At 72.4% G+C, this 15140-nt stretch carries 17 protein-coding genes; 9 read left to right on the top strand and 8 right to left on the bottom strand.

What is annotated here, in order from left to right:
- Together DFJ66_RS36195 and DFJ66_RS36190 are read right to left on the bottom strand one after the other, a co-directional pair.
- A complete protein-coding gene (locus DFJ66_RS36195) occupies window positions 1-1317 on the bottom strand; it encodes a serine/threonine-protein kinase (protein ID WP_121228167.1) in 1317 nt (438 codons plus the stop codon).
- Between the two features lie 148 nt (window positions 1318-1465).
- Entirely contained in the window at window positions 1466-2734 is a 1269-nt protein-coding gene (locus DFJ66_RS36190) for a PucR family transcriptional regulator (protein WP_121228165.1), read from the bottom strand.
- Window positions 2735-2815: 81 nt separating this feature from the next.
- Between DFJ66_RS36190 and gabT the strand changes: the two genes are divergently transcribed.
- Both gabT and DFJ66_RS36180 read left to right on the top strand, forming a co-directional pair.
- Window positions 2816-4102 (top strand): 4-aminobutyrate--2-oxoglutarate transaminase, encoded by a 1287-nt coding sequence (gene gabT, locus DFJ66_RS36185; RefSeq protein WP_121228164.1) that lies wholly within the window; start codon window positions 2816-2818, stop codon window positions 4100-4102.
- Window positions 4099-5520, top strand: a complete 1422-nt coding sequence (locus tag DFJ66_RS36180) for an aldehyde dehydrogenase family protein (RefSeq protein WP_121228163.1) — start codon at window positions 4099-4101, stop codon at window positions 5518-5520. The genes gabT and DFJ66_RS36180 overlap by 4 nt, the downstream gene beginning before the upstream one ends.
- Here the strand turns inward: DFJ66_RS36180 and DFJ66_RS36175 are convergent.
- A complete protein-coding gene (locus DFJ66_RS36175; protein WP_121228162.1) occupies window positions 5515-6552 on the bottom strand; it encodes an AI-2E family transporter in 1038 nt (345 codons plus the stop codon). The genes DFJ66_RS36180 and DFJ66_RS36175 overlap by 6 nt on opposite strands.
- Window positions 6553-6602: 50 nt before the next feature.
- On the opposite strand from DFJ66_RS36175, the gene DFJ66_RS36170 reads away from it, so the two are divergent.
- Window positions 6603-7163, top strand: coding sequence for a maltokinase N-terminal cap-like domain-containing protein (locus tag DFJ66_RS36170; RefSeq protein WP_121228161.1), 561 nt, complete (start codon window positions 6603-6605; stop codon window positions 7161-7163).
- On the opposite strand, the gene DFJ66_RS36165 is transcribed toward DFJ66_RS36170, so the two are convergent.
- Complete coding sequence (locus tag DFJ66_RS36165; RefSeq protein ID WP_121228160.1) at window positions 7153-7740, bottom strand: TetR/AcrR family transcriptional regulator; 588 nt, start codon at window positions 7738-7740, stop codon at window positions 7153-7155. The two genes, DFJ66_RS36170 and DFJ66_RS36165, sit on opposite strands and share 11 nt — an antisense overlap.
- A gap of 89 nt (window positions 7741-7829) precedes the next feature.
- Between DFJ66_RS36165 and DFJ66_RS36160 the strand changes: the two genes are divergently transcribed.
- The 4 genes from DFJ66_RS36160 (at window position 7830) to DFJ66_RS36145 (ending at window position 10432) form a co-directional block, all read left to right on the top strand.
- The gene (locus DFJ66_RS36160; RefSeq protein ID WP_121228159.1) at window positions 7830-8201 is read left to right on the top strand and encodes an ester cyclase; all 372 of its coding nucleotides are present in this window, start codon (window positions 7830-7832) and stop codon (window positions 8199-8201) included.
- Between the two features lie 35 nt (window positions 8202-8236).
- The gene (locus tag DFJ66_RS36155) at window positions 8237-8950 is read left to right on the top strand and encodes a hypothetical protein (RefSeq protein ID WP_121228158.1); all 714 of its coding nucleotides are present in this window, start codon (window positions 8237-8239) and stop codon (window positions 8948-8950) included.
- Between the two features lie 33 nt (window positions 8951-8983).
- Window positions 8984-9682: a class I SAM-dependent methyltransferase gene (locus DFJ66_RS36150; RefSeq protein WP_121232251.1), complete on the top strand. Its 699-nt coding sequence runs from the start codon at window positions 8984-8986 to the stop codon at window positions 9680-9682.
- Window positions 9683-9751: 69 nt separating this feature from the next.
- Complete coding sequence (locus tag DFJ66_RS36145; RefSeq protein WP_246030048.1) at window positions 9752-10432, top strand: VanZ family protein; 681 nt, start codon at window positions 9752-9754, stop codon at window positions 10430-10432.
- A gap of 286 nt (window positions 10433-10718) precedes the next feature.
- Here the strand turns inward: DFJ66_RS36145 and DFJ66_RS36140 are convergent, their stop codons facing one another.
- Window positions 10719-11126: a hypothetical protein gene (locus tag DFJ66_RS36140; protein WP_147459446.1), complete on the bottom strand. Its 408-nt coding sequence runs from the start codon at window positions 11124-11126 to the stop codon at window positions 10719-10721.
- A 174-nt stretch (window positions 11127-11300) separates the two neighbouring features.
- Between DFJ66_RS36140 and DFJ66_RS36135 the strand changes: the two genes are divergently transcribed.
- Window positions 11301-12278 carry an ArsR/SmtB family transcription factor gene (locus DFJ66_RS36135; RefSeq protein ID WP_121232249.1) on the top strand — a complete coding sequence of 326 codons (978 nt, stop codon included), beginning with the start codon at window positions 11301-11303 and terminating at the stop codon, window positions 12276-12278.
- Window positions 12279-12425: 147 nt separating this feature from the next.
- Window positions 12426-12941, top strand: a complete 516-nt coding sequence (locus tag DFJ66_RS36130) for a lytic polysaccharide monooxygenase auxiliary activity family 9 protein (protein ID WP_121228152.1) — start codon at window positions 12426-12428, stop codon at window positions 12939-12941.
- Between the two features lie 49 nt (window positions 12942-12990).
- Here the strand turns inward: DFJ66_RS36130 and DFJ66_RS36125 are convergent, their stop codons facing one another.
- From DFJ66_RS36125 to DFJ66_RS36115, 3 genes are all read right to left on the bottom strand, one after another.
- Window positions 12991-13719: an SDR family NAD(P)-dependent oxidoreductase gene (locus DFJ66_RS36125; RefSeq protein ID WP_121228150.1), complete on the bottom strand. Its 729-nt coding sequence runs from the start codon at window positions 13717-13719 to the stop codon at window positions 12991-12993.
- A 308-nt stretch (window positions 13720-14027) separates the two neighbouring features.
- The gene (locus DFJ66_RS36120) at window positions 14028-14642 is read right to left on the bottom strand and encodes a UdgX family uracil-DNA binding protein (protein ID WP_121228147.1); all 615 of its coding nucleotides are present in this window, start codon (window positions 14640-14642) and stop codon (window positions 14028-14030) included.
- Between the two features lie 7 nt (window positions 14643-14649).
- The gene (locus DFJ66_RS36115; RefSeq protein ID WP_121228145.1) at window positions 14650-14832 is read right to left on the bottom strand and encodes a CsbD family protein; all 183 of its coding nucleotides are present in this window, start codon (window positions 14830-14832) and stop codon (window positions 14650-14652) included.
- Window positions 14833-15140: the final 308 nt, after the last annotated feature.

Raw genomic sequence — 15140 nt, 5'->3', positions numbered from 1 at the left:
TCAGCCCCGGGCGCCCATGCGGGGCTTCGGGTCCTGGGTCGGGACGGTCGGCTCGGGCGTGGTCGGGTGGGGCCGGATCGTCTCGGTCGGCGGCTCGGGGTTCGCGGTGTCGCGGGTCGTGGTGGGTTTCGGCTTGTCGCTGGTCGGCTCCAGCACCACCGACGTCACCACCACCACGGTCTTCGGGTCCTGGGGCGGCCCGGCCACCTGCTTGCCCGACTCGACGACGGTCACCGTCGACGGGTCCAGCCCGGCCGTCGCGCCGGGCGGCACCACGCCGGCGGTCGTCGTGAGGTCCACCGGGGCGTCCAGCTGCTGCCGGGTGTCCGCCGGGTCCGGGCGCGAGCCGATGGTGAGCGCGTGCAGCATGGCCACCACCCCCAGCAGGGCCGCCGCGGCACCGATCAGCAGGGCCGTGCGGCGGCGACGCCGGGGTTCGGTCGGGGGCGGGGGCGGCTGTTCCGCCACCCGCGGGGCCACCTCGACGCCCACCAACGGGCGCAGGCCGGCGCTGGCGCGTTCGGCCACGGCCAGCATGGCGGCGCACTCGGTGGCGGTCGGGCGTTTGCTCGGCAGGGTGTGGGTCATGGCGGTCAGGACCTCGACCCACTCCGCCGGCAGGTTCGACGGGATGCGCGGTTCGCGGTGCAGGCGCGCCAGAGCCGCCTCCGTGTCGCCGCCCGGGTACTCGGGCCGGCCGGTCAGGCACTCCAGCAGGACCAGGCCCAGCGCGTAGACGTCGGCGGGCGGCCCGACCTCCGCGCCGCGCACCTGCTCGGGGGCCAGGTAGCCGGCCGTGCCGACCAGGACGCCCGACCGGGTGACGCGGGTGACCTGCCCCTGGAGGGCCAGGCCGAAGTCGGCCAGGTAGGCGCGGCGCTCGTCGGTGGCCAGCAGGATGTTCGACGGCTTCACGTCCCGGTGCACGACGTCGTGCCGGTGCACGTGCCCGAGGATTTCGGCGACCTGCGCGCCGATGCGCGCGACGACCTCGGGGGCCAGCGCCTCGCGCATCCGCCGCCGCAGGGTGCCGCCGTCGATGGCCTGCATGACGTAGAACGGCCGTCCCCGGTACGAGCCGGTGCCGTACACCGCGACCACACCCGGGCAGTCCAGTTCGGACAGCATCTGCGCCTCGCGGTCGAGGCGGATCTGGTCCTCCAGGGTCGCCGTGCCCTGGAACACCTTGATCGCGACCCTGCGGTCCAACTCGGTGTCGTACGCCCGGTAGACCTCGGCCATGCCGCCGGACCCGTAGAGCCCGCCCAGGGCGTACCGCCCGTCGACGACCTCTCCGGTCAGGTCCCCGTCCCACATCCGGCTGACCTCCGCTGCCCCGACAGAGCCGTCCGCGTCCGGAAAGCTACCGGTCTGGTGACGCGACTAGCTACCCGGTTCGACATTTCGGGTCCACGTACCCGTAGCAATCCCGTCACAAACAAGGATTTGTTGCCAGTTGACGTTTTCACTCGGATGCCAACGCGAACCACAGCTCCGCACGGACCCCGGGCGAGTCGAGCGAACGGCCCAGCAGCTCTTCCACCCGCTTGACCCGGTTGCGGATGGTGTGCCGGTGCACGCCCAGCCGCGCCGCCGCCGGGTCCCACTGGCCGTGGCAGGCCAGCCACACGCGCAGCGTCTCGCGCAGCCGGTCGTCCAGCGGGGCCAGCAGGGCCGCGGCGAACCGGTCGGCGTCGACGGCCAGCAGACCGGACCCGGGCACGTCCTCGAAGCGCGCGACCCGCTCCTCCCGCGCCCGCAGCGCCTCGCGGTAGCCGCGTCCGACGCTCGACGCGTCCACCGGGCTGGACGCGTGCCCCGAGCCGTCGGGCCGGTCGGTCAGCACCACGAGGTCGCCGTCGTACTCGGCCCAGAACCCGGTCGGTTCCCCGCGCGGTGCCACGACGACTCGGAACGGGCCTTCCGGCACTCCGTCGACGGGTTCTCCGGCCAGCAGCAGGCGGAACCGGGTGGTCCGCAGCTCGCGCCGCACCTCGTCCACCGCGTCCGACCCGGCCAGACCGAGCGTGAGCAGGGACGCGGCCGTGTTGACCACGGTCCGGTCGACGCTGTCCAGCGGCTTCGGGGTGGCCACCGCGAGGTAGCCGTGCCGGCCCAGGACCTGCAACGCCAGGTGCCGCTCGCCCGCCTGCCACGCCGAGCCCGCCGGGCCGTGCCCCAACCGCGCCGCCTCCGCACGCAGGTCCGGCAGATCCCCGCTGACGTGCACGAACTCCCCCGAAGCGTCGAGCAGTGCCGCCGCACCGCCGAGCAAGCCCGCCAGCCGCCGCACGACCGCCGCCGGCGCGGCCAGGGCCGCCCGGGTCAACGCGCGCTGCGCCTCGCTGGTCCGGGTCAGGGCCGCGTACTCGTCGGCCGCGACCGCCCGCGACACCGCCTTCGTGATCGCGATGAACGGCACCGCGCGCGGCACCTCCAGCACCGCCAGCCCCGCCGACCGGGCCGCGTCCACCAGCTCGTCGGGGATCACCGCGTGGCTGAGCCCCGTGCCGAACCCGAGCCCCACCACACCCGCGTCCGCCAACCGCCGCGCGTAGGCGGGGTACGGGCCGAGCGCGATGCCGGTGGTCAGCAGCAGCTCGCCGCCCTCCAGGAACGGCGTCGGGTCGGCCAGCTCGGTGCTGTGCACCCACGCCACCGGCCGGTCCAACCCGGTGTCGACGTGCACGGTCAGCCCCACCTCACGAGCCAGGCGGGCCAGCGTCAACGGCATGGACACTTTGTACAGCTTCCGCCTCTTCAATCGCCATTTCGGGCAGGTGCGCCGGCGCGGCGCAGGGCCGATGCTCGAACCATGACCCGACTGCTCACCCAGATCCCCGGCCCCCGCTCCCAGGAGCTGACCGCCCGGCGCAAGGGCGCGGTGTCGGCGGCCGTCGGCTCGACCCTGCCGGTGTTCGTCGACCACGCCGAGGACGGGCTGCTGGTCGACGTGGACGGCAACCGGCTCATCGACCTGGGCTCGGGCATCGCGGTCACCGGCGTGGGCAACCCGGCGCCGCGCGTGGCCGAGGCCGTGCACCGGCAGATCGACCGGTTCAGCCACACCTGCTTCATGGTCACCCCGTACGAGGGGTACGTGGAGGTGTGCGAGCGCCTCAACGAGCTGACCCCCGGCACGCACGAGAAGCGGTCGGCGCTGTTCAACTCCGGCGCGGAGGCCGTGGAGAACGCGGTGAAGGTCGCCCGGCACGCCACCGGCCGGCAGGCGGTCGTGGTGTTCGACCACGGCTACCACGGGCGCACCAACCTGACGATGGCGCTGACCGCCAAGAACATGCCGTACAAGCACGGGTTCGGCCCGTTCGCGCCCGAGGTGTACCGGGTGCCGGCGTCCTACCCGTTCCGCGACGGGCTCGGCGGCGAGGAGGCCGCGGCGCGGGCGGTCGAGGCGATCGAGAAGCAGGTGGGCGCGGACAACACGGCGTGCGTGGTGATCGAGCCGATCCAGGGCGAGGGCGGGTTCATCGTGCCCGCGCCCGGGTTCCTGCCCGCTCTCGCGCGGTGGTGCCGGGACCGGGGTGTGGTGCTGGTGGCCGACGAGATCCAGACCGGGTTCTGCCGCACCGGCTCGTGGTTCGCCAGTGACCACGAAGGCGTCGTGCCGGACCTGGTCACCACGGCGAAGGGCATCGCGGGCGGGCTGCCGCTGGCGGGCGTGACCGGGCGGGCGGAGCTGGTGGACGCCGTGCACGTCGGCGGGTTGGGCGGCACGTACGGGGGCAACCCGGTCGCGTGCGCCGCCGCGCTGGGCGCGATCGACACCATGGTCGAGCGCGACCTGAACGCCGCCGCCCGCCGGATCGAGGAGTACGTCGTGCCCCGGCTGCGGGCGGCGCTGGGTGACGGCGGCGAGGTGCGCGGGCGGGGCGCGATGCTGGCCGTCGAGTTCGCCGAGCGGACGCCCGCCGTGGCGGCGCGGGTCGCGGCGGCGTGCCACGCGGCGGGCGTGGTAGTGCTGACGTGCGGGACGTACGGGAACGTCCTGCGCCTGCTGCCGCCCCTGGTCATCCCGGACGACCTGCTGGCCGAGGGCGTCGCGGTCGTGGAGCGGGCCATCAACGGAGGAGTCGCAGGATGAACTACTGGGTAGCCGGGCGGGCCGCGTCGAGCGGGGACGTGGTGGAGGTGCGCTCGCCGCACGACGGCGCGCTCGCCGGCACCACGTCGTGGGCCACGCCGGAGGACGTGGAACGCGCGGTCGCGGCGGCCCACGCGGTCGCGCCGGAGTTCGCGGTGCTGCCCGCGCACGCCCGCGCGGCGGCGCTGGACCACGTGTCGCGGCGGCTGGCCGAGCGCGCGGACGAGGTGGCGGAGCTGATCACCGCCGAGTCCGGCAAGCCGGTGAAGTGGTCGAGGATCGAGGTCGCGCGGGCGGTGTCGACGTTCCGGTGGGCGGCCGAGGAGGCGCGGCGGTTCTCCGGCGAGTTGCAGCGCCTGGACACCGACCCCGCCGCGTCCGGCCGGCTGGCCCTGGTCCGGCGGGCGCCGCGCGGCCCGGTGCTGGGCATCTCGCCGTTCAACTTCCCGCTGAACCTGGTGGCGCACAAGGTGGCGCCCGCGATCGCCGTGGGCGCGCCGATCATCGTCAAGCCCGCGCCCGCGACGCCGCTGGTGGCGCTGCTGCTGGGTTCCCTGCTGGCGGAGACCGACCTGCCGGCGGGGTCGTGGTCGGTGCTGCCGGTGCCCAACTCGGCGGCCGGCGCGCTGGTGTCGGACCCGCGGCTGCCGGTCGTGTCGTTCACCGGGTCCGGCCCGGTCGGGTACTCGATCCTGGAACAGGTGCCGCGCAAGCACGTCGTGCTGGAGCTGGGCGGCAACGCGGCGGCCATCGTCTGTCCTGATTGGACGGACCTGGACTGGGCGGCGCAGCGGATCGCGACTTTCGCCATGTACCAGGGCGGGCAGTCTTGCATCTCGGTGCAGCGCGTTTACGTGCACCGGGACGTGTATGACGCTGTGGCTGACGGCGTTGTGGCGCACGTGCGCAAGCTGGGCACCGGCGCGCCCCAGGACCCCGCCACCGACGTCGGCCCGCTGATCAACGAGGCCGCGGCGGAACGGGTCGAGGCTTGGGTGTCCGAGGCCGTCTCGGCCGGTGCCCGGGTGCTGACCGGTGGGACGCGCGACGGCGCGGTGTACGCGCCGACCGTGCTCGCCGACGTGCCCGAGGGGTGCAAGGTGGTGGACGAGGAGGTCTTCGGGCCGGTCGTCGTGCTGGCCCCGGTCGACTCGGTGGAGGAGGCGTTCGACAAGGTCAACGCCTCCCGGTTCGGCTTGCAGGCCGGGCTTTTCACCCACGACGTGCGCTTGGCGTTCAAGGCTTCCGCACGGCTGGCCGTGGGCGGGGTGATCGTGGGCGACGTCCCGAGCTTCCGCGCCGACCAGATGCCGTACGGCGGTGTCAAGGAATCCGGCACCGGCCGCGAGGGCGTGCGGGCGGCGATGGACGACCTGACCGAGCAGCACGTGCTGGTGCTGACCGGCCTGGAGCTATGAGGCGCGTTTCGCGGGCTTGGAGCTGAGGAAGGCGTCGGCCCACCGGGCTTTCGGGTCGACGTCGACCAGCACCAGCTTGGCCAGCAGGGTCAACGGGATCGCCAGGACCGCGCCCAGCGGGCCGATCAGCCACGCCCAGAACAGCAGCGTCAGGAACGTGACCGTGGTGGACAGGCCGACCGAGTCGCCGACGAACCGGGGCTGGATCAGCGTCTGCACCACGAAGTTCAGCACGCTGTAGACCACGACCACCCACAGCGCGAGCTGCCAGCCGCTCTCCAGCAGGGCCAGCAGCACGGGCGGGACGAGGCCGAGCACGAAGCCCACGTTCGGGATGTAGTTGGTGATGAACGCGAGCAGCGCCCACAGGATCGGCAGCGGGATGCCCATGATCGCCAGGGCCACGCCGTCCAGCGCCGCCACGATCAGCCCGAACACCGTGGACACGACGAGGTAGCGGCGGGTGGCGGAGGCGAACCGGGTCAGCGCCTTCGCCACCTCCGGCCGGTCCTGCGCGATCACGGCCAGACGGTCGCCCGCGCTGCCCGCGTCCACCGACAGGAACACCAGCAGCGACAACAGGAACACGATGTTCGACGCCAGCCCGCCGACCCCGCTGAGCACCGTGCCCAGCACCCCCGCGACCCGCCCGATGTCCAGCCCGTCCGCGACCTGCCGCAACTCGTCCACCCCGACCCCGAACCGCGCGAGCTGCCCCACCACCGAGTCGGCCAGGGCGCGGGCGCGGTCGGCGTACTGGGGAAGCTGGGTGGTCAACTGCGCCACCGACACGACCAGCACCACGACCAGGGACAACAGGATCGAGTAGACGCCCAGCACCAGCGCGGTGGCGGCGACCCACGTCGGCAACCCCTTGCGGCGCAACCAGGAGTGCACCGGGCTGACCCCGATCACCAGCGTCAGCGCGAGGAACACCGGCCCGATCAGCCAGGACAGCGCCGTGATCCCCGCGCCGACGACCACCGCGGCGGCCGTCCCGAGCAACACCACCAGTCCCCTGGGCAGCTCCATCAGCCGAGCCTAGGACCGATCACCCGGTCCCGCTGCGTACGGTTGACCCCGTGGCGAAAATCCATGCCGGCGCGACCCTGACCCCCGGCTTCCGCGAGTTCCTGCCCCGCTGGGTGTCCCGCCAACCCTGGTACCGGGGTGACGAGGTCCCCACCCTGCGCCCCATCGGCTTCTACCGCTTGGAGGACCCGGCCGGCGAGGTCGGCATGGAGGCGCACCTGGTGAGCGACGGCACCGACCTCTACCACGTCCCCCTCACCTACCGCGGCACTCCCCTGCCCGACGCCCCCGCCGAGTCCCTGCTGGCCACCCCGGACCACAGCGTCCTGGGCACCCGCTGGATCTACGACGCCCCGGTGGACCCGACCTGGCGCGCCCGAGTCCTCGACCTGGTCCGCACCGGCGGCGTGTCGGAGCCCGCGGGCCGGTCGGGCGTCGGCCCGGCGGAGGCCCGCGGGGTGCTCGACGGCCCGCTGGGTTCGCGGATCGAGGTCGTCCGCGTCCTGACCCCCGGGATGCGGTCGGACGCGTCCGGCGTCGTGGGCACCTGGTACCCGGACGGTCCCGACGGCGAGCCCGTCACCGGCTGCCTCGCGGTGGTCAGCCTCTGACCCGCAGGCCGTCGAGGACCAGTCGGGCGAGGTGCGCCGAGCGTTCCGGGTCGGACTCCGCGCCGGCGTGGCGGATCGCGGCGAAGGTGCCCGCCACCAGGGCCATCACCTCGTCGACGGTGACGTCGGCACGCACGGCTCCGGCGGCCTGCGCACGGGCGAGCAGGTGGGCGACCTGGTCGGTCAGCTCGGCGGCCACGTCCGCCGCCACGGTGCGCAGGTCGAACTCGGCGGCCATCAGGGCGCTCTTCACGGTCGCGTTCTCCGCGCCCATGGCCGTCATCCGCGTCAGCTGGGTGAACAGCGCCTCCGGGTCGTCCGCCGCGGCAAGCGCTTTCGCCTCCGCCACCAGCTGCTCCAACTGGTCGATCACGACGGCCAGGTACAGCGCTTCCTTGGTGGGGAAGTGCCGGTGGACCGTGCCGGGGCCGACACCCGCGTGACGGGCGATCTCGTCGAGCGAGACGGCCAGCCCCCGCTCCGCGAACAGCCGCTGCGCGGTCCGCAGCACGCGGTCCCGGTTGCGGCGTGCGTCGGCGCGCAGTGCGCGGGTCTTCTCGGTCTCTAGGCTGGGCATCGCGGCCTAGTGTAACCGGGGCGGTGCCCCGTATAGTCGCGCACAAGCGGGGCGTCGCCCCGGTTGCTCGTCCCGCGAGGAGTGCGCCGATGACCACACGCGACCCCGAAACCCTGGTGCGCCGGATGCAGGAGTGCTTCAACACCCGCCAGTTCGACCAGGCCGACGACCTGTTCACCCCGGACTTCTTCAGCCACCCCCTGGGCACCACCGGCTTCGAGGCGGGCAAGCGCGCGTGGCGCACCCTCGTCGCCCACTTCCCCGACTACCGCGTCGTCGCCGAGGACGTCCTGGTCGACCACGACCGGGTCGCGATCCGCTCGTCCGTGGAGGGCATCCCGGTCGAGGGCTTGCGTCCGATGCTGATCGAGATCTTCCGCGTCACCGACGGCCGACTCGCCGAGGCCTGGGCCGTGGGCCAGGGCCTCCCCCACGACCTCCTCCACGAGGCCGCGACCTGACGCGGACGGCCCGCCACGGCTGGGACCATGAGCACGTGCCCGCCGAGTCGAACCCCCTTCCGAACCTGTGGCCGCTCGCACCGGCCGGAGCCACCGACTGGTTGTCGGAACTGTGCGGTGACGGCCTGAGCGGGTTCATGCCGCCGGGGATGCCGGACGCGGCTTGGGTGCTCAACGCCATGTACGAGCACGAGGAGAACGCCGAGGGCATCGACCCCGCGCGAGGTGGGCTGGGTCGTGCCGAGCACCCCGGCCCGGGGTGGCGTCGCCTGCGCTGGGTTGAACTCGCCCGGCGCACCGGCGACCCGGTCGTGCCCAACGGGAAGTTGCCCAGCTTCCGGTGTTTCCCCTCGCTCGCGGAAGTGGCCGGCCGGCCGCTCGGCATCATCCCGCCCACCGAAGGCAGCCTGGACCGCGAGACGTGGATGCGACTGGTCGACCTGCTCGTCGAGCACAGTCCCGCCGGTCCGGACACGCCCTGCCTGGCCTACTACAGCCCGTTGACGCTGGGCGCCGTCGACTTCGAGGACCTCCACGTCCGCGCGGGCAGGCTGGGCGACGCGAAACTCCTGTACGACAACGCCGAGACCGACTTCAGCCCGTCCAACCTCTGGCCCGAGGACCGCACCTGGTGCCTGTGCACCGACTACGACCTGTGGGCGACCAAGGTCGCCGGCCCGGGGTCCCTGGTCGAAGCGCTGCTGGACGACCCCGAGGTCGAAGCGGTGCGATTGCCCTGGGCGTCCTGACACCGGGTGATCTTCAGCGTGGAAGATGACGTCATGGAGAACGACTACGACAGCTTCGCCGAGGCGTACGCCGCCGAGAACGAGAGCAGTCTCGTCAACGCCTACTACACGCGGCCCGCGATCCTCGACCTGCTCGGGGACGTGCGTGGGCGGCGGGTGCTCGACGCCGGGTGCGGTGCCGGGTCCGTGGCGTCCGGGTTGGTCGAGCGGGGGGCTGTGGTCAGCGGGTTCGACCGGAGCGCCAAGATGGTGGAGTTGGCGCGGCGGCGGCTCGGGGACGGCGTGGACCTCGAGGTCGCCGACATCGCCGAGCCGCTCCCCTACCCCGACGCCGTGTTCGACGACGCCGTCGCGGCCCTGGTGCTGCACTACCTGGAGGACTGGACCACGCCGCTGGCCGAGCTGCGACGCGTGCTCAAGCCCGGCGGTCGGCTGGTCGTGGTCGTCAACCACCCCTCCCTGCTCAAGCTGGAGCACCGCGACGCCGACTACTTCGCCGTCAGCAAGTGGTCCTACGACTACACCTTCGCCGGCCAACCGGCCACGCTCACCTACTGGCACCGGCCACTGCACGCGATGACCGACGCCTTCACCGCCGCCGGCTTCCGCACCACCGTGATCAGCGAACCCCGCCCGGCACCGGAGGCCCACGATCTCTTCCCCGACGAGATGGCCCGGTTCCCCTCCGGCGCCTTCCTGTGCTTCCTCTTCTTCGTCCTCGAGGCTGCCTGACCGCACATATCGTCGGCATAAGCGAAAACGCATACGCCGCCGAAACAGCCCGTCGTCTCCAATGGGCTGGTGAGCCACAGTTCCCACCCGAGTCGCACCAGCGCGGTCGTGCTCACCAGCCTGGTGGTCGTCGGCCTGGCGAGTGCGGCGTACCTGGTGCGGCGGCCTCTCGTGATGTCGGCGCCGGCGTGCCTGTCCGGGCGGTGGCACGGCTGCTACGACACCGAGAACGGCGTGCTGCTGATGACCCTGGTCGGCCTGCCGTTGGCGGCCCTGGCGGTGTCGGCTCTCGCCCGGCGACGACGTGCGGCCGGCGTCGCGGACGCGTGGCGGAGGTCGTTGGCCGAGGTGGGCATGGTCTACGGGACGGTGCCGATGGTGTGGCTGACGCTGATGCCGGGCGCCCAGGCGGGCACCGCACCCGGCCGCCTGAGCCTGGTCCCCCTGCGAGACCTGGCCACGATGACCCCGCTCGGGATCGCCGGCAACCTGCTGATCTTCGCGGCACTGGGCTGCTTCGCACCGATGCGGTTCGCGGTCCTGGCATCCGTCCCCCGCATGTTCGCGCTCGGGGCGCTCTGCTCGGCTCTGGTCGAGACCGCGCAGTACGTCTTGCAGTTGGACCGCGTGTCGTCGGTGGACGACGTACTCGTCAACGCAACCGGCACCGCCTTGGCCGCCCTGCTCACCCGCCGCTGGTGGCGCACCCGTCCAGGTCCGACAGGTCGCGTCGCCGACACGACACCATGACCGCACGTCGGACCTTCACCGGGACGAGGTCAGGAACTTCTTCGACCCCCATCTGATGGGCGCGCTTCCCGACGTGTGCCGGTGCTCATGACGCCGGAGGCCGGCGGCCAGGCCCACCCGGTCCTCGGGTTCGATCCGGCGCTCGGCCGAGTGGTCCTCCCTGCCGATCCGAAGATCCGCTGAACTCCGACGTCCGCCAGGTGGGCCCGGACGGCCGGTCGCCGGGTTCACCCGGGCCCACCTGGCGAATTCCTCGCCGCTGCGCCGACAGCGGGTCCGCGCGGGTCTAGTGCAGACCGTCGATGCAGATCGAGGAGCTGCGGTAGCAGGTTTGTCCGTTCAGGTAGTTCCCGTTGGCGTCGGTCATGTAGATCCAGGCGTTGTCAGCCCCGCCGACGACGTCGGCCGGAGGCGACAGGGGCGCCGGAGCCGTGGTGTCGCACCAGGTGCTGCTGCTCACGAAGCCCACCGAGGTGCTGCCCGCGAATGCCCGCGCGTAGACCCGCCGGCACCCGGTGGCCCGGAACGTCCCGGTGACGCCGACCGACCGGTTGTACCAGGTGACCGTGCCGTTGTAGTAGCTGGCACCGTACGAGATCTTGAAAGTGCTCGTGGGGTAACCGGCGGCGGTGGCCGGTGCCGTCGTGAAGAGCGCCCCCGCGACCGACGCCACCGCGGCCACGACCACAGCCATGTTCCGCGCACGGCTCCGGCTCTTCGCCTTCGTTGTGTCCTTCAGCCTCACTGTGACAACCCCTGTTCTTCGAACTGCCGTTGTTCCGAACCACACCCAACCCGCCGCGAACTCGGCGCGGCAAAGGATTCGAGTCCGCTCGAACCCACCGTGGCGGCTGCTAGCGTCGGCGCGGTGCTGACGCTTCGCGTAGACGCCGACACGGTGTCCAGGACGCGCTGGTCGCCTTCCCCGGCTTCCGAATCGCTGGCGTGGCTGGGGCTCACCGCCGCGTCCGGACGGCACCCGGTGTTCGGCGATCCCGGACCGCTCGCCCGCGCGGCGCTGGCCCACCCGGACGTGGCCCTGCTCGCGGACCTGTTGCCGCGCAACGGCGACACCTACACGCCCGACCTGCTCACCCCGCAACCACGGGCGAACACCCGCGACCTCCTCGACGAGCAAGTGGCGCGCATCGAGGCGGCGGCGCAGGACGACGTCGAAACCCAGGTCCTCACCCTCACCCGAACCCACTGGAGCCGGCCGTTGCGCGCCACGACCCGCCGGATCGCGGAGTCCGGGCGGATGCAGCGACGCCTCGCCAACGGTCTCGCGCGGTTCTGGCGGGACACCCTTGCCGAAGCCTGGCCGGTACTGCGCGCGATCACCGACCAGGACATCGCCCACCGCGCGACGACCACCGCCACCCACGGCGTCGGCCGGACGCTCGCAGCGCTCCACCCCGACGTCGACTGGGCCGGCAACGCGGTCACCCTCGCCACGTCGTGGGACGGCGAGATCGACGCCACCGGCCGGGACCTGGTGCTCGCCCCCAGCGTGCTGGGCCGGACCGGCGTCGTCATCCAGGTCGACACTCCCGGCCAGTGCGTCCTCTACTACCCCGCCCGACGCGTCGGGGCCGGTCGGGAGCGCGGGCCCGGCAGCATCGCGCCGGTGGTCGGCAACGCCCGAGCGGCCCTGCTGGCGGACCTCGACACCGCCCGGTCCACCGCGGAACTGGCCACCCGGAGCGGGTACGCCCCGGCCACCGTCTCCTACCACCTCACCGCACTGCACCGCGCGCGCCTGGTCACCAAGGTGAGGGCCGGGCGTTACGTGTTGTACCAGCGGACCGCGCACGCGACCGGGCTGCTCGACGACGCCCACGACTAGACCCAGAACCGTTGTCACGGAGCAATCACAGAGAGTATGGTCTAGACCTGCCGCCGCGTTGGGTGAACGCCACCCGTGCGGCGCGGGCTGCTCTTCGGGTGCGGTCGCCCAGCGACGTCTCCGCCCCACCCGAAAGGAGCTCCGACAATGGCACTTCGCCGCAGGATCGCCGCGATGGCGGCAGGCGTCCTCGCCGCGCCGCTGGTCGTCGTCGCCCTGCCGACGGCGCAAGCGTTCGCCCACGGCTACGTGTCCTCACCGCCCAGCAGGCAGGCCCAGTGCGCGCGGGGTCTGGTGCAGTGCGGTGACATCAAGTACGAACCGCAGAGCGTCGAAGGCCCGAAGGGCCTGCGCAGCTGCCACGGCGGCGTGGCGCGGTTCGCCGAGCTCAACAACGACAGCAAGGGCTGGAAGGTCACCGGCGTCGGGCAGACCGTCACGTTCAACTGGGTCTTCACCGCCCGCCACCGCACCGCCAGCTACGAGTACTACGTCGGCAGCCGGCGGGTCGGGTACTTCGACGGCGGCAACCAGCAACCGCCCTCGACCGTCTCGCACACCGTGAACCTGGGTGCGTCCGGCCGCCAGAAGGTGCTGGCGATCTGGAACATCGGCGACACCGCCAACGCCTTCTACGCCTGCATCGACGTGAACGTGGGCTGATCGGGCGAAGTGTGGGGCCGTGCCGGACCTGTGGGCACGGCCCCACCGATCAGATCGTGAAACCGCCGTCCACGTGCAGCGCGGTGCCGGTGATGTACCGGGCCTCCTCGGACGCCAGGTACGCCACCGCCGACGCCACCTCTTCCGGCCTGCCGTACCGGCCGACCGCCGTGAACCCGGTGATCGCCTCGGCCATCGGGCCGCTTTCCGGGTTCAGGTCGGTGTCGGTCGCACCGGGGTGCACCAGGTTCACGGTGATCCCCCGCGCGCCCAGCTCCTGCCCCAGCGCCTTGGTCATGCCGACCAGCGCCGCCTTGCTCGCCGAGTACACCGAGAACCCGGGGAACGGCACGCGCACGGCCACGTTGCTGCCGATGCTGATGATCCGCCCGCCCTCGCGCAGGTGCGGCAGCGCCGCCTTGACCGCCGCGAACGGGGCCCGCACGTTCACCGCGAACGTCCGGTCGAACGCGTCGATCCCCAACTCCTCCACCGGCCCGACGATGAACTCGCCCGCGTTGTTGACCAGGATGTCCAGCCGACCCAACGTCCCCGCGGCCTCGTCCACCGCCGCCGCGACCGCCGAAGCGTCCCCGCTGTCCGCGCGCATCGCCACCACGCGCCGCCCCAGTCCCTTGATCTGCTCCACGACGTCGCTCGCGTCGTTCCGGTAGGTCAGCGCGATGTCCGCGCCCTCCCGCGCCAGCCGCAGCGCGACCGCCGCCCCGATGCCCCGACTACCACCAGTGACCAGGGCGACCTTGCCTTCGATGTTCATGGAAACGATCCTGACCGCTCCACCACCCGAAGTCCGGCGGCAATCGGACGCGGCGTTGAGCCGTGTTCGCGGATCAAGAAATCCGTTGCGAGGCGCCCGGCGGAACACATAGGTTCGCGGTACACGAGGAAGGAGGTGGTCCGAAGTTGTGTAGCTGTAGGACTCGTCGTGAGGTGACCGTCCGCTAGGACCTACCCGTCTTCAGGGGTGGGCCTGGCGAAAACCAGGCGGCCACCCGGCCCCTCGACCCCGAGCCCAGTCCAGCTCGGCCCGCGCGAGCGGGAGCCGGTCGGGGGGCCGCTCCACATCTAGAGCTGGTCACGCACCGTGCGCAGATCCGCCAGGAAGGCCGCGTACGCCTCGTCCCGGTCGGGCGCCCGCAGCACCGCCGAGGGGTGGACGGTGCTGATCACCCGGAAGTCCCCGGCCTGTTCCACCCGCCCGCGCCGCTCGGTGACCTTGTAGTCGGTGCCCATGATCGCCTTGGCGGCCGTCGCCCCGAGGCACACCACCAGCTCCGGCCGCACCTCGGACAGTTCGGCGTGCAACCACGGCAGGCAGGCGACGACCTCGCCACGCGCCGGCGTCTTGTGGATGCGCCGCTTGCCGCGCTCGGCCGGCACGAACTTGAAGTGCTTCACCGCGTTGGTCACGTAGACGCCCTCACGCAGCAGGTCGGCCTCGGCCAACGCCCGGTCCAGCAACTTCCCCGCCGGCCCGACGAACGGCTCCCCGGCCCGGTCCTCCTGGTCACCGGGCTGCTCCCCAACGAGCATCAACCGGGCGTCGGGCGGCCCGGCACCGAACACCGTCTGGGTCGCGGGCTTGTAGAGGTCACACCCCTCACACCCCCGCGCGGCAGCGCGCAGCGCCGCGAGGTCCGCGCCCTCGGGCACGAACGGTGCGGCGCTGCGCGCTGCCATCGAAGAGTCAGCGGTCGTTGGAGCGGAAGGCGTCCTTGACCTTCTCGCCGGCCTCCTTGAGCGCACCCTTGGCCCGCTCGGCCTTGCCCTCGGCCTGCCACTGCTCGTTGTCGGTGGCGTCGCCCAGGGCCTCCTTGGCCCGGCCCTTCATCTCCTCGGCCTTGTTGCTGAACTTGTCGTCGGTACCCATGACGGTCCTTTCGGTACGACATCAGGTCCGACCACCAAGTACCCCGAACCACACCACCGAAAACCGACCACCCCCGCAGGCGCCCCTCTTGCGCCGCAGGCGGACGCCCGCAGGGCGGGGTTGCGTTCGCCGTGCTGCCAAGCCCACGGAAGGGCCTCGGTTTCTTCCCCCCGTACGGCCTGGGCGCAGCCCAACCGCGCTTGGCCCGTTTCCGCAACCAGCTTTTCCGGTTGCGGAAACGGGCCAAGGGTGGTTGCCTCCGGCAGGCCGTACGGGGGGAAGAAACCGACGCCCTTCCACCCCCGGGG

The organism is Saccharothrix variisporea, from assembly GCF_003634995.1.
Taxonomy (GTDB): Bacteria; Actinomycetota; Actinomycetes; order Mycobacteriales; family Pseudonocardiaceae; genus Actinosynnema; species Actinosynnema variisporeum.
Note: the sequence above shows the minus strand (reverse complement) of the source record. Positions and strands in the feature narration are given on the sequence as shown.

What these genes read in the sequence shown, in the direction of transcription:
- gabT (WP_121228164.1), top strand. Translation starts at nt 2,816, where the DNA reads ATGACCCGACTGCTCACCCAGATCCCCGGCCCCCGCTCCCAGGAGCTG.
- DFJ66_RS36125 (WP_121228150.1), bottom strand. Translation starts at nt 13,719, where the DNA reads ATGAACATCGAAGGCAAGGTCGCCCTGGTCACTGGTGGTAGTCGGGGC.
- DFJ66_RS36115 (WP_121228145.1), bottom strand. Translation starts at nt 14,832, where the DNA reads ATGGGTACCGACGACAAGTTCAGCAACAAGGCCGAGGAGATGAAGGGC.
- DFJ66_RS36150 (WP_121232251.1), top strand. Translation starts at nt 8,984, where the DNA reads ATGGAGAACGACTACGACAGCTTCGCCGAGGCGTACGCCGCCGAGAAC.
- DFJ66_RS36120 (WP_121228147.1), bottom strand. Translation starts at nt 14,642, where the DNA reads ATGGCAGCGCGCAGCGCCGCACCGTTCGTGCCCGAGGGCGCGGACCTC.
- DFJ66_RS36160 (WP_121228159.1), top strand. Translation starts at nt 7,830, where the DNA reads ATGACCACACGCGACCCCGAAACCCTGGTGCGCCGGATGCAGGAGTGC.
- DFJ66_RS36165 (WP_121228160.1), bottom strand. Translation starts at nt 7,740, where the DNA reads ATGCCCAGCCTAGAGACCGAGAAGACCCGCGCACTGCGCGCCGACGCA.
- DFJ66_RS36190 (WP_121228165.1), bottom strand. Translation starts at nt 2,734, where the DNA reads ATGCCGTTGACGCTGGCCCGCCTGGCTCGTGAGGTGGGGCTGACCGTG.
- DFJ66_RS36130 (WP_121228152.1), top strand. Translation starts at nt 12,426, where the DNA reads ATGGCACTTCGCCGCAGGATCGCCGCGATGGCGGCAGGCGTCCTCGCC.
- DFJ66_RS36140 (WP_147459446.1), bottom strand. Translation starts at nt 11,126, where the DNA reads ATGGCTGTGGTCGTGGCCGCGGTGGCGTCGGTCGCGGGGGCGCTCTTC.
- DFJ66_RS36180 (WP_121228163.1), top strand. Translation starts at nt 4,099, where the DNA reads ATGAACTACTGGGTAGCCGGGCGGGCCGCGTCGAGCGGGGACGTGGTG.
- DFJ66_RS36175 (WP_121228162.1), bottom strand. Translation starts at nt 6,552, where the DNA reads ATGGAGCTGCCCAGGGGACTGGTGGTGTTGCTCGGGACGGCCGCCGCG.
- DFJ66_RS36195 (WP_121228167.1), bottom strand. Translation starts at nt 1,317, where the DNA reads ATGTGGGACGGGGACCTGACCGGAGAGGTCGTCGACGGGCGGTACGCC.